The 11,651-nt window shown below is 65.2% G+C and carries 12 protein-coding genes; 8 read left to right on the forward strand and 4 right to left on the reverse strand.

Annotated features, from left to right (window positions below; all coding sequences use genetic code 11):
• Positions 1–7: 7 nt before the first annotated feature.
• The 3 genes from RXV90_RS11475 to RXV90_RS11485 are packed head-to-tail and all read right to left on the reverse strand — an operon-like array spanning position 8 to position 2,415.
• On the reverse strand, positions 8–943 hold the full coding sequence (locus RXV90_RS11475; RefSeq protein ID WP_316648819.1) for a fumarylacetoacetate hydrolase family protein: 936 nt from the start codon (positions 941–943) through the stop codon (positions 8–10).
• 12 nt (positions 944–955) lie between these two features.
• The gene (locus RXV90_RS11480; RefSeq protein WP_316648820.1) at positions 956–1,702 is read right to left on the reverse strand and encodes a sulfite exporter TauE/SafE family protein; all 747 of its coding nucleotides are present in this window, start codon (positions 1,700–1,702) and stop codon (positions 956–958) included.
• A gap of 2 nt (positions 1,703–1,704) precedes the next feature.
• A complete protein-coding gene (locus tag RXV90_RS11485; RefSeq protein ID WP_316648821.1) occupies positions 1,705–2,415 on the reverse strand; it encodes a GntR family transcriptional regulator in 711 nt (236 codons plus the stop codon).
• Between the two features lie 102 nt (positions 2,416–2,517).
• On the opposite strand from RXV90_RS11485, the gene RXV90_RS11490 reads away from it, so the two are divergent.
• The 5 genes from RXV90_RS11490 to RXV90_RS11510 all read left to right on the forward strand — a co-directional run bounded on the left by RXV90_RS11490 (position 2,518) and on the right by RXV90_RS11510 (position 7,793).
• Positions 2,518–3,387 carry a fumarylacetoacetate hydrolase family protein gene (locus RXV90_RS11490; protein WP_316648822.1) on the forward strand — a complete coding sequence of 290 codons (870 nt, stop codon included), beginning with the start codon at positions 2,518–2,520 and terminating at the stop codon, positions 3,385–3,387.
• 40 nt (positions 3,388–3,427) lie between these two features.
• Positions 3,428–4,501, forward strand: coding sequence for a hypothetical protein (locus RXV90_RS11495; RefSeq protein WP_316648823.1), 1,074 nt, complete (start codon positions 3,428–3,430; stop codon positions 4,499–4,501).
• A 67-nt stretch (positions 4,502–4,568) separates the two neighbouring features.
• Entirely contained in the window at positions 4,569–6,503 is a 1,935-nt protein-coding gene (locus tag RXV90_RS11500; RefSeq protein ID WP_316648825.1) for a tripartite tricarboxylate transporter permease, read from the forward strand.
• A gap of 14 nt (positions 6,504–6,517) precedes the next feature.
• The gene (locus RXV90_RS11505; protein ID WP_316648827.1) at positions 6,518–7,045 is read left to right on the forward strand and encodes an OsmC family protein; all 528 of its coding nucleotides are present in this window, start codon (positions 6,518–6,520) and stop codon (positions 7,043–7,045) included.
• Between the two features lie 85 nt (positions 7,046–7,130).
• The gene (locus RXV90_RS11510) at positions 7,131–7,793 is read left to right on the forward strand and encodes a spondin domain-containing protein (RefSeq protein ID WP_316648828.1); all 663 of its coding nucleotides are present in this window, start codon (positions 7,131–7,133) and stop codon (positions 7,791–7,793) included.
• A gap of 9 nt (positions 7,794–7,802) precedes the next feature.
• On the opposite strand, the gene RXV90_RS11515 is transcribed toward RXV90_RS11510, so the two are convergent.
• Positions 7,803–8,831, reverse strand: a complete 1,029-nt coding sequence (locus tag RXV90_RS11515) for an L-idonate 5-dehydrogenase (RefSeq protein ID WP_316648829.1) — start codon at positions 8,829–8,831, stop codon at positions 7,803–7,805.
• A gap of 136 nt (positions 8,832–8,967) precedes the next feature.
• On the opposite strand from RXV90_RS11515, the gene RXV90_RS11520 reads away from it, so the two are divergent.
• The 3 genes from RXV90_RS11520 to RXV90_RS11530 are packed head-to-tail and all read left to right on the forward strand — an operon-like array spanning position 8,968 to position 11,610.
• Positions 8,968–9,732 carry an SDR family oxidoreductase gene (locus RXV90_RS11520; protein ID WP_316648830.1) on the forward strand — a complete coding sequence of 255 codons (765 nt, stop codon included), beginning with the start codon at positions 8,968–8,970 and terminating at the stop codon, positions 9,730–9,732.
• Between the two features lie 31 nt (positions 9,733–9,763).
• On the forward strand, positions 9,764–10,687 hold the full coding sequence (locus tag RXV90_RS11525; RefSeq protein ID WP_316648831.1) for an SMP-30/gluconolactonase/LRE family protein: 924 nt from the start codon (positions 9,764–9,766) through the stop codon (positions 10,685–10,687).
• A 26-nt stretch (positions 10,688–10,713) separates the two neighbouring features.
• Complete coding sequence (locus RXV90_RS11530; RefSeq protein WP_316648832.1) at positions 10,714–11,610, forward strand: LysR family transcriptional regulator; 897 nt, start codon at positions 10,714–10,716, stop codon at positions 11,608–11,610.
• The last annotated feature ends 41 nt before the right edge of the window (positions 11,611–11,651 follow it).

Consider the following 11,651-nt stretch of genomic DNA (forward strand, 5'->3'; position numbering starts at 1 on the left):
GCGGCCGTCAGCCTTCGATCACCGGGTTGCGCAGAACACCGATGCCCTCGATCTCGCTTTCCACGACATCTCCGGGAAGACAGTAGCGCGTGGCAGCAACCAGATCGTCGGTCGGCTGCCACGATCCGCCAAGCTCGGCATCCACCGACCACGCGGTACCGGCTGGCGTGCCGGTTAGGATCACCATGCCGGGCTTCAGCGTAAAATTCGTCGAAAACACCTGAATCAATTCCGCGCAGGTCCAGATCATATCCCCGGTGGAAGCGTGCTGCCGCAATTCGCCGTTGATCCGTGTCGACAGCATCAACGCCTGGGGGTTGGGAATATCCTCGGTCGTGGTGATGACCGGGCCGATCGGCAGGCTGCCATCGAAAGCCTTGCCGCGGCCAAGCTCGTAAAACACTGTCCCGTCATCGGTGAACCGCACCTGCCTGTCGCGCGCGGTCACGTCATTGGCGACGGTGTAGCCGAATACATGATCAAGCGCCTCCTCCACCGGAATGTGCCGGCCGGGCTTGCCGATAACGATGGCAAGTTCCGTCTCGCAATCAAGCTTCGCGGTCAGTCGCGGGTCGTGCACGATCCCCTCGCCCGGCGCAACGACGCAATCGGCGGTCTTCAGGAAGAATTCCGGCTCCTTCCCGCTCAGCGGCGCGCCGGCCTTTTCCGCGTTGTGGGCGCGGTAGTTGCTTCCCGCGCACAACACGGTCGACGGCAGAAGCGGTGCGGCAAGAGTAAGGCTCACGCTGTCGCGAACCGCTTCGGGCGGGGCCGCCGCGCAGGCCGTGCGGGCCGCGGTCAATGCTGCCTCGCCGCCTTCGATGAATCGGGTCATCTCGCGAAACTCGGGCCGCGGGTCGGCGGCATAAAGATCCACTACCCGGTCACCGTAGATCGCACCAAGCTTGCGCGTCCCACTCTCTACGAAGGTCAGTACTTGCATGGGCCGTCTCCCTCAGAATGCCAGGAAGGAAAGTGTCAGAATAACGCCGAGCGCCGCGACACCGAGCCGGACAAGCGCCTCCGGCAGGCGCCTTACGAGCAGCGCGCCCCAATAGCCCCCAACAACCCCGCCGACGAGAACGCAGGAAGCCGCAAGCCAGTCAACAAGCCCCGAAAGGATCATCGGGCCCACCGCGACGGATTGAATGACGAAGGCCAGAAGGTTCTTTGCCCCGTTCACCTGGCTCAGCCCGCTTCCCGACGCGATCGTCAGAACCGCGAGCAGCATGAAGCCCATGCCCGCGCCGAAGAACCCACCGTAAAAGCCGATCGCGCCGATCAGGATCACCGTAACCGCCTGAAGCCGCCCACCGGGCAGAACGCGGCGCACCAGATCGGCCATGCGGGGGCCGAGAACGATCGCCGCCACCGCGATGGCCAGAAGAAGCGGAACGACGCGAACGAAGGCCTCGTCGCTCGAATTCACCATGATGATGGCGCCCGCCAGCGACCCGGCAAAGGCAGGCACAAGCAACAGGGCGAGCCGGCGGGCTTCCGCCGCGATCTCGCGCCGGTATACCCAGACGGCGGGCAGCTGCGCGGGCCATAGCGCGACGCCCTGGGTCACGTTGGCCGCAATCGGTGGCAACCCCGAGGCAAGAAGCAGAGGGAAAACGAACAGCTTTGCGCCCCCCGCCGCCGCGTTCACCGCGCCCCCCAGAAGCCCCGCGAAAAGAAACAGCAGTATCTCACCGCTCATGGTCAGGATGCCACAGCGCGGTTGCTCTCGGGCCCCGTCAGACTGGCAGCCGTAAGCGCGAAATGGCGCTCGGTCAGTGCGCAGGCGCGCTCGGTATCCCGGGCAAGCACCGCCTCCGCGATCTCGGCATGTTCCGCCCCGAGGTTGCGGGACCCCAGCTCCTGATAGACGGACGCCCGACGGTACCGTTCGCACAACTCCTGAAGCCCTTCGCGGATCTTCAGAAGCCAGGCCGAACCGCAGGCCGCAACCAGGGCCTCGTGAAACTCGGTATTGGCCCGCTCCCAACTGTCGGGAACGCCTCCACGCGTGCCTGGAAGCGCCATGTCTTCCTTACGCATAATGTAACTCGCCGCCACGATCCGCGCCTCCCAGGCGTCATCGCCCTTCTCGATCGCCAGCCTAAGCGCCTCTTTTTCGATGGCGGTGCGGGCAAGGTTGAGATCGGCGAATTCCGAGGGGTCCAGCGGGGCGACGGCAAAACCGCGATTGCCCTCGCTCAGCACAAGCCCGTCCTGGCTCAGCTTCTGAAGCGCCTCGCGCAGCGGCGTGGGTCCGATACCGTAGATGCCTTTCAGCTTCTCGATCCGAAGCCGCTCCTCGGGCACCCGCACCCCACGGATGATGTCGCGCTTCAGCGCGCGATAGGCTGCCTGGCTCAGCGTTTCGGCCTCGTCCGGCCGAACGGGAGACGGCGATTTCGTACTTTGCATGCCTTGGGTCACCGGAGCCTCTTCAGCCACGACACGCCATTTGACAGGCGGCCACATATATGTTTCATCATTTTATCGATAAAAAATGGAAATGTCGACAATATGAGACTCGTTACTTTCCAGATCGGCGATACTGTCGCAGCGGGCTTCATCGACGGGGAGGATGCCGTCGTCTGTGCCGAGGGCGCCGGGGCCGACCGCGCGGTGCTTGGTGTGATCGAAGGCGGCGCAGAGGCCCTGGATCGCTGGGGCAACTCCGGAACGCGGCGGGTGCCCCTGTCGGAAGTCTGCCTCCTGGCGCCGATCCCCGAACCGCGCCGCGATGTCTTCTGCGTGGGCAAGAACTATTACGCCCATGCCGCAGAATTCCATTCCAGCGGCTTCGATTCAAGCGCCAAGGAAACCGTGCCCTCCCATCCGGTCGTCTTCACCAAGGCAACAACCTCGGTCTGCGGCCCGGGGGCGGTGGTGAAGGGATCACTCGACCCCACGAATTCGGTCGATTACGAGGGCGAACTCGGCGTCATCATCGGCAAGCGCTGTTTCCAGGTCCCGAAGGCCGAGGCCTATGACCACGTCTTCGGCTATGTCACCATCAACGATGTCACCTCGCGCGAATTGCAGAAGGATCACAACCAGTGGGTCATAGGAAAGGGCGTCGACACGTTCTGCCCGATGGGCCCCTGGATCGCGACCGCCGACGAGGTGGGCGACGTCACCGCCCTCGAACTCGTCACCCGGATCAATGGTGAAGAACGGCAGCGCGCGAAGGTGTCCGATCTGATCTTCGACATCCCGACGCTGATCGAAACGATGAGCCGGACCATGACACTTCTGCCCGGTGACATCATCGCGACAGGCACTCCGGTCGGCGTGGGAATCGGCTTCAAGCCGCCGCGCTATCTTGCCGACGGCGACGTGATGGAGGTCGAAATCACCGGCCTCGGCACGCTCAGGAATACGATAGGGTAACTCAAGAAACCCAGACGATAACCAAGGGAGGAACGGACACATGCGGCTACTGAAAACCACTGCGGCGCTTGCCGCGCTCATCGGGTTGGCGACCGCGACCCACGCTCAGGACGGATACTTCGCAGGCAAGACGATCGAGGTCGTCGTTCCCTTCGGCGAAGGCGGGGCCACCTTCGTTTCGGCGAAATTCCTCGAGCCCTATTTCGAGAAGCACCTGCCCGGCAACCCCGAGATCGACGTCGTCTCCCGGCCCGGCGGCGGCTCGATCCTCGGTGCGAACTGGTTCGAACAGAACGCGAAGTCGGACGGCACTACGATCCTGTTCACCACCTCGTCCACGGCGAACCCTTTCGTCCTCGGTCAGGAAGGCGTCGAATATCGGCTTGCCGATTACCGCGTTGCCTACAGCCACCCGTTCAGCGCGGTGGCCTATGTCTCGCCCGACACCGGCGTGACCAGCGCGGCCGACATCAAGAACGCCTCGACGCCGCTCATCTATGGCGGCATCGCGGCGGCGGCATCGGATCTGCCGGGGCTTCTGTCCTTCGAAGTGCTCGATCTCGATGTGAAATCGGTGCTCGGCTTCAACGGACGCGGCCCGGTACGCCTGGCCTTCGAGCAAGGCGAACTGAACCTAGACTACCAGTTCACGCCGGTCTACCTCACCCAGGTCGTACCCTCGGTGGCCGAAGGCCGCGCAGTCCCGCTCTGGACGGGCGGGGCCATGGAAGGCGGCGTCCTCAAGGCCCGCGATCCGATCGCGCCGGAACTGCCCTCGGTCTACGAGGTCTATGAAACGATGAATGGCGAGGCGCCCTCGGGCATCGAATGGGATGCCTTCCAGGGCATCGCCTCTGTCACCTATGCCTACGGGCTCACCGGCTACATGCACCCCGACGTGCCGCAGGAAGTGCTTGATATCTTCGCCGAGACAGTGGCGGCCATCAACGCCGACCCTGCCTTCCAGGAGGAAAGCCAGAAAGTGACGAATGGCGCACGCCTGAACGCGGGCCCCGATACCGAGGCGGCGATCAAGGCGGCGCTCTCACCCTCGGATGAGGTGCGCGACTATCTGCGCAACCTCCTGACAGAAAAATACGGTGTGAACTTCTGATAACCCACCCGCGCGGGCCCGGCTTCCGGGCCCGCGCCACGTAAGGCTGGCCGGTCGAGGAACCTTCATGTTCGAGAACGCGCTTGTCGCGCTTGACGCGCTCTTCGACCCGATCAGGCTTGCGGCCCTATTCGCCGGCATGATCGTGGGCATGATCTTCGGCATGCTGCCCGGGCTTGGCGGTGTCGCCGCGGTCTCGATCCTTCTGCCTTTCGTCTACTATCTCGACGATTATTCGGGGCTCGCGATGCTCCTCGGGGCCGTGTCGGTCGTCTACACCTCCGACACGATCACCTCGGTTCTTCTGGGGGCACCCGGCTCGCCCGCCTCGGCCCCGACAGCGATCGAGGGCCATGCGCTCGCCAAACAGGGCCAGGCGGCCCGCGCCCTGGGCGTGGGCTTCCTCGCCTCCATGGTGGGCGGGCTGGTGGGCGCGCTGATCCTCTTCGTCGCGATCCCGGTCGCCGGGCCGATCGTCCTTCTTCTGTCGACGCCCGAACTCTTCATGTTCGCGCTCGTCGGCCTCTTCTTCGCCTCCTCCATGATCGGCAAGGATCTTGCCAAGGGCCTCGCCGCCGCCTGCCTCGGCATGCTTCTGGGCGTCGTGGGCCCCGCACAGGCCGCCGCCGATTTCCGCTTCACCTTTGGGCAGGTCTACCTCCTCGACGGGTTTTCGCTGACGATCGTGGCCCTCGGCCTCTTCGGGGTGGCGGAGGTGATCTCCATGCTCGCCGCCGGCGGCGGAATCAGCCACGAGCGCATGAAGGTCGCCCAGTGGGGCGAAGGCTTCCGCGATTTCTGGCGCCACAAATGGCTCGTTCTGCGTGCGGCTTTCATCGGCGTTCTGGGCGGCTTCGTCCCCGCCGTCGGCGCCTCGGCCTCGACCTGGGTCGCCTACGGGCATTCGATCCGCTCGGCCAAGGACAAGTCGAAGTTCGGCAAGGGCGAGATCCGGGGCATCGCCGCCTCGGAAGGGGCGAACAACGCCACCGTGATCTCCGATCTGGTGCCCACGCTTCTCTTCAGCGTGCCGGGCGGCCCGGCGGCGGCGATCTTTCTCGGGGCGCTCTTTTCCTTCGGCTACTACCCCGGGCCCCGGATGATCACCCAGCACCCCGATCTGATGTTCCTCATCGTCTGGTCCGTGGCGCTGACGTCGGTTGTGGGCGCGGCGCTCTGCTTCGCGATCACTCCGGCCCTCGCCCGGCTCACGCGCATCCCATTCGCGATCATCGCTGCACCGCTCGTGCTGATCATGATCATCGGCGCCTACCAGTCGACCTCGACCATGGGCGATATCTTCATGCTCTTCACACTGGGCGCACTGGGCTGGCTGATGAAGCATGGCGGATGGCCCCGCGCACCCGCCCTCGTGGGCTTCGTCCTCTCGGGCCCGATGGAACAGTATTTCTGGCTCGCCAACCAGATCCACGGCTGGTCCTGGCTGACGCGCCCCGGGGTGCTGCTGATCGGGTCGGTGATCGTCATTCCGCTCATCCTTTCGGCGGTGCGCTGGGCCAGAACGCGGGCCCGCCCGGCTGCCAACGCACCAAAAGAGGAAGAGGTGCCCGCGCCCGAAGCAAACCGTGGCATTGCCCTCGTCCTCGCCGGCATCGCGTCGCTGATGTTCGCCTATGCGATGTGGGAGATGTTCACGTTCAACCCCGCCTCGCGCCTCATGCCCTCGCTCGCGATCCTGCCGGGGCTGCCGCTGGCGCTCTGGCTCGTGATCCGCGGGATCCGCGAGTACGAGAACGATTTCGCGCGCGACGCGGGCGAACTGACGGTCCTCGCCGCGCTCATTGCCTATGCCATCGCGGTTTGGGCCATCGGTCTCAGCATCCCCACCATCGCGCTTCTGGCGTGGATGCTCTTCTACCGCGCGAGGATGCGCCTCTGGACGGCCGCAATCTACGGCTCGGTGGTCTTCGTGATCGTGCGGCTTCTCTTCGACCTCCTGCGCGGCGACGCCCCCGTCGGCGCGCTCCTATCCATAAGCTGACACAGGAGACCGTCATGTCCGACATGATCGACGAGGACATCATCGAGCCAAGCATCGATCCCGAGACGAAGAAAATCGGCGTGCGGCACGTGAAGGCCACCAACGCGGCAGGCACCCGCACGAAGATCCAGGTCAGGGATTTCGATCCCGTCTATACCGACGAACCCGCATCGCTCGGCGGCACGAATTCCGCCCCCAGCCCGCTTGAGACCGTACTGGTCGCGCTGGTCGGCTGCGACGGGGTGATCATCAACGGGGTCGCCAACGCCATGGGCTTTGCCTACGCGGGCGTCGATTTCGCCTGCGAAAGCCAGATCGACGTGCGCGGGCCCAAGGGCGTTCCGGGCATCCGGCCCTACTTCGAAAGCGGCAAGCTGGAAATCATCGTCTACTCCGACGAACCCGAGGCACGCTTCCGGCAACTCGCAAAGAATGTCGAATTCCGCTGCCCGGTGATGAACCTCCTGGCGGCGGCCAAGGTCGACATGGACGTGACCTGGACCCAGAAGCCTGCCGCGGACTACGCCGGCAGCGTCGCCTGATCCCTGCCCGCTCCGGGCGCGGGCCTGTTCAAGCCTGCGCCCGCCTACCATGCTCCGCCGCAACTGATCCGCGAAGGAGTTTGCCGTGCCCACCACGCCCGCCGCCCGCGTCCTCTTCGCCCTTGGCCTCTGCCTCTCCCTTCCCCAGGCCGCACGGGCCGACACGGCAACCTTCAAAGTCACCATCGACATCACCTGGAGCGCCGAAACCGCGCCGTTCGAATTCCCCCAGGGCGGCCACGTCACCCATTTCATCGGGGCCACGCACAACAGCCGCTATGTCCTTTTCCGCAACGGCCAGACGGCGTCGAGCGGGCTTGAACTCGTGGCCGAAAACGGGCGCGACCGCACGCTCGAGGCCGAGCTCGCCGAAGCCGACCGCAGGGGCCGGATCGGCGGTATCGTCGAGGGCCCCGCACTCCGCACCGTTCCCGGCCAAATCACGTTCCGCTTCACGGTCACACCCGAACACAGCCTTGTCTCCTTCGTCTCCATGATCGCGCCCAGCCCTGACTGGTTCACCGGGCTCGCCGACATCCCGCTCCATGATGGCGAAGCCTGGATTGACGCGCAGGATCACCCCTTGTGGATGTGGGACAGCGGAACCGATGCGAGCCAGACCTACGCAACACCCGATGCCGATCTTCAGCCGCAGGAATCCGTCCGCCTCGTGGCGACGCCCCATGTGCTCACGAAGGACGGCCTCGTGCCGATGGGCACCGCCCGGATCGTGCGCGTCACACCCTGACGAAAGCTCTCAGAACGCGATCTGCACCTTGATCGCCCGCGTCCGGTCCGAGGCCAGCGTGAAGGCCGCCACCGCCTCCTGAAGCGGCAGGGTATCCGTCACGAGGGGCCGCACGTCGATCCGCCCCGCCTGCATCATCTCCACCGCCAGCGGAAATTCGTGATGGAAGCGGAACGATCCCCTGAGCGTCAGTTCCTTGGCCGTCATCGCCTGCACCGGCAGGGTCATGTCCCCGCCCAGACCCAGTTGCACGATCGTGCCCCCCGGCCGCATCGCAGGCACGGCCGCGGCCAGCGCCGCGGCCACCCCGCTGCATTCGAACAGCACGTCGAACCGCCCATTCCCGGCGCTATCGGGTGCGAGCCCGTCCGGCGCCTCGGCCACGTTGATCCCACGGTCCGCCCCGGCCTTCCGCGCCACCTCCAGCGTGAAATCCGTAATATCCGTCGCCGCGATCTCGACGGCGCCATAGGCCCGCGCCACACTCACGGCCAGAAGCCCGATGGGGCCGCATCCCGTCACCAGCACCCGCCGTCCCGCAAGGCTGCCGGCTTGCCGCGCGGCGTGCAGGACGACCGACAGGGGCTCCGCCATCGCCGCCTCTTCGGGGCTCAACCCATCGGCCACCACACATTGCGCAGCATCCGCGACCAGAAGCTCCCGAAACGCCCCCTGGATATGCGGAAAGGGCATGGCCGAGCCATAAAACCGCATCTCGAGGCAATGGTTCTGCCGCCCCTCCGCGCAGAACGCGCAGTGCCCGCAAGGGCGAGACGGCGAAACCGCCACAAGCTGCCCCTCCGCCAGCCCCGCCACCCCATCGCCCAGCGCCACGATCCGCCCCGCCACTTCGTGGCCGAGGATCATCGGTTCTTTCAGCCGCACCGTGCCGAACCCGCCGTGATTATAGTAATGCAGATCCGACCCGCAGATCCCGCCATTGGCGATCCGTATCAGCACCTCGCCGGGCCCCGGCACCGGCTCGGGATGGTCCTCGAGGCGCAGGTCCTTCACGGCATGGGCGGTGATCGTTTTCATGGCGGCCTCGGTGTATCCTGTGAACGTGTCCGCCAGTCTCTGCGGCGGGTTCCTGGTTGACAAGCGCTCATACCGGTAAACAGTCGTCCCCAACACCAGCCTCGACCACCGAGGCATCGAACCGGAAGGACGCGCCATGTCGGATCTGTTTTCACTCAAAGGTCGCCGTGCGCTCATCACCGGCTCGTCCCAGGGGATAGGCTTTGCCCTCGCGCGGGGGCTCGCGGCCGCTGGCGCCGGCCTCATCCTGAACGGCCGCGACAAGGGCAAGCTCGACGCCGCCGCCGAAACCCTGCGTACCGAAGGCGCCACGGTCGACACCCTCCCCTTCGATGCCACTGATCACGATGCGGTCCGCGCGGCCGTAGACGGCTACGAGGCAGAAAAGGGCGCCATCCATATCCTGATCAACAACGCCGGGATGCAGCACCGCACACCGCTCGAAGATTTCCCCGCCGATGCCTTCGAACGGCTTTTGCAAACGAACATCGCCAGCGTCTTTCATGTGGGCCAGGCCGTGGCGCGGCACATGATCGCCCGCGGTGCGGGCAAGATCATCAATATCGCCAGCGTCCAGACAGCGCTCGCCCGCCCCGGCATCGCGCCCTACACGGCGACCAAGGGCGCCGTGGGCAACCTAACGAAGGGCATGGCGACCGACTGGGCGCGCCATGGGCTTCAGTGCAACGCGATCGCCCCGGGCTATTTCGACACGCCGCTGAACGCGGCCCTCGTTTCGGATCCCGAGTTCTCGGCCTGGCTCGAAAAACGCACACCCGCCGGGCGCTGGGGCCAGGTTGACGAACTCGTCGGCGCGGCGGTCTTCCTGTCCTCCGACGCCTCCAGCTTCGTGAATGGCCATACGCTCTATGTCGACGGGGGCATCACGGCCTCGCTCTGAGGGGCGAACCAGACAAGAAGAGGGGAAGCCCATGTTCGGAATGATCGAGGGTACCGGGTTCGAAGTCATCGATCCGTCATTCAGCACCTGTCTCATCGGCCACGCCCGGGTCGAACGGCTCTGGACGGGTGCGCGCTGGTCCGAAGGCCCGGCCTGGTTCGCCGCCGGGCGCTATCTCGTCTGGTCGGATATCCCGAACAACCGGATGCTCCGGTTCGACGACACGGATGGCTCGGTCTCGGTCTTCCGCGAGCCTTCGAACAACTCGAACGGCAATACGGTCGACCGTGAAGGCCGGCTTGTCACCTGCGAACACCTTGCCCGCCGCGTCACGCGGACCGAGCTTGACGGCACCATCACGGTGATCGCCGACGGCTACCAGGGTATGCGCCTCAACTCCCCGAACGACGTGGTGGTGAAATCCGACGGAACGATCTGGTTCACCGACCCCAGCTACGGCATCCTCGCAGATTACGAAGGCGGCCGAGCCGAAAGCGAAATCGGCGCCTGCCACGTCTACCGTGTCGATCCGTCCGGCGAGGTGGTGCGCGTCGCCGACAATTACATGAAACCGAACGGCCTCGCCTTCTCGCCGGACGAAAGCGCCCTCTACATCGCAGACACCGGCAAATCCCACGATCCCGACGGGCCCGCCCATATCCGCCGCCACACGGTCAACCCCGACAACACCCTTTCGGGCGGCGAGGTCATCGCCGAATGCACGGCCGGCCTCTTCGACGGCTTCCGCGTCGATCGCGATGGCAGGATCTGGACATCCGCCGCCGACGGCGTCCACTGCCTCACCCCCGACGGCACGCTGATCGGCAAGATCCTGATCCCCGAACTCGTGGCCAATGTCTGTTTCGGCGGGCCGAAGATGAACCGCCTCTTCATCTGCGGAACGACGTCGCTCTACTCGGCCTTCCTTACCGTGAACGGGATCTCGCCGGTCTGACGACCGGTCGAGGCCACGCAACGGGCATGTCACGCTTCACGATCGAACAGATCCGCACCTTTCTCACCGTCGTCCGCCTTGGCGGCGTCCGCCGCGCGGCGGGCGCGCTGAACCTCACCCAGCCCGCCGTCACCACCCGGATCAAGAACCTCGAAACCGCACTCTCCTGCGAACTCTTCGATCGCAGCTCGGGCGGCATGAAGCTGACGAAACGCGGCGAACTCCTCCTCGCCCATGCCGAGAAATTCGAACACCTTGTCGAACTGGTCGAGCGCGATGTGGTCGATCCGGCAGGGGTCGAGGGCCGCCTGCGCCTAGGGGTGTCGGAAACCATCGCCCAGTGCTGGCTGCCCGAATTCGTCTCCCGCCTTCACACCGCCTATCCGAAACTCGAAATCGATCTGAACGTCGACGTCTCGCTGGACATGCGCGCCGCCCTCCTCAATCGCGAGCTTGATCTCGCAATCCTCCTCGGCCCGATCTCCGATTACTCGGTCGACAACATCATCCTGCCGGGCTTCGATCTCGCCTGGTACGCGGCGGCGGACAGCGACCCGAAGGTCGGCGCGCGCGACTATCTGCTGAGGCCGGTCATGACCTACGCGCGCAACACCCGGCCCTTCCGCGAACTGAAGGAAATGCTCTACGAACGCGTCGGCCCCGATGTCTCCCTCTTCCCGTCCTCTTCGCTTTCCACCTGTTTCCGGCTGGTGGAGGCGGATATGGGCATCGCGGTTTTGCCCCGCGCTCTCGGCTCGGATCATGTGAGGGCGGGACGGATCCGCGAATTCGATCCGGGCTGGGTGCCCAGCCCCCTGCAGTTCACCGCCTCCTACCTGAGCGAACCGAAAAGCCACCTCACCGAAACCGCCGCCACCATGGCGCTTGAGGTGGCGGAGCGCTATGCGGCGCGGCACGGGTGAAAGATTTTCTTTATCAAAACCGGTAAAATCATTCGATTTGA

The organism is Ovoidimarina sediminis, from assembly GCF_032586175.1.
Lineage (GTDB): Bacteria > Pseudomonadota > Alphaproteobacteria > Rhodobacterales > Rhodobacteraceae > Ovoidimarina > Ovoidimarina sediminis.

Bases quoted from the DNA above. Each gene is read 5' to 3' on its own strand.
- RXV90_RS11475 (WP_316648819.1), bottom strand. From the start codon at position 943: ATGCAAGTACTGACCTTCGTAGAGAGTGGGACGCGCAAGCTTGGTGCG.
- RXV90_RS11480 (WP_316648820.1), bottom strand. From the start codon at position 1,702: ATGAGCGGTGAGATACTGCTGTTTCTTTTCGCGGGGCTTCTGGGGGGC.
- RXV90_RS11485 (WP_316648821.1), bottom strand. From the start codon at position 2,415: ATGCAAAGTACGAAATCGCCGTCTCCCGTTCGGCCGGACGAGGCCGAA.
- RXV90_RS11490 (WP_316648822.1), top strand. From the start codon at position 2,518: ATGAGACTCGTTACTTTCCAGATCGGCGATACTGTCGCAGCGGGCTTC.
- RXV90_RS11495 (WP_316648823.1), top strand. From the start codon at position 3,428: ATGCGGCTACTGAAAACCACTGCGGCGCTTGCCGCGCTCATCGGGTTG.
- RXV90_RS11500 (WP_316648825.1), top strand. From the start codon at position 4,569: ATGTTCGAGAACGCGCTTGTCGCGCTTGACGCGCTCTTCGACCCGATC.
- RXV90_RS11505 (WP_316648827.1), top strand. From the start codon at position 6,518: ATGTCCGACATGATCGACGAGGACATCATCGAGCCAAGCATCGATCCC.
- RXV90_RS11515 (WP_316648829.1), bottom strand. From the start codon at position 8,831: ATGAAAACGATCACCGCCCATGCCGTGAAGGACCTGCGCCTCGAGGAC.
- RXV90_RS11520 (WP_316648830.1), top strand. From the start codon at position 8,968: ATGTCGGATCTGTTTTCACTCAAAGGTCGCCGTGCGCTCATCACCGGC.
- RXV90_RS11525 (WP_316648831.1), top strand. From the start codon at position 9,764: ATGTTCGGAATGATCGAGGGTACCGGGTTCGAAGTCATCGATCCGTCA.
- RXV90_RS11530 (WP_316648832.1), top strand. From the start codon at position 10,714: ATGTCACGCTTCACGATCGAACAGATCCGCACCTTTCTCACCGTCGTC.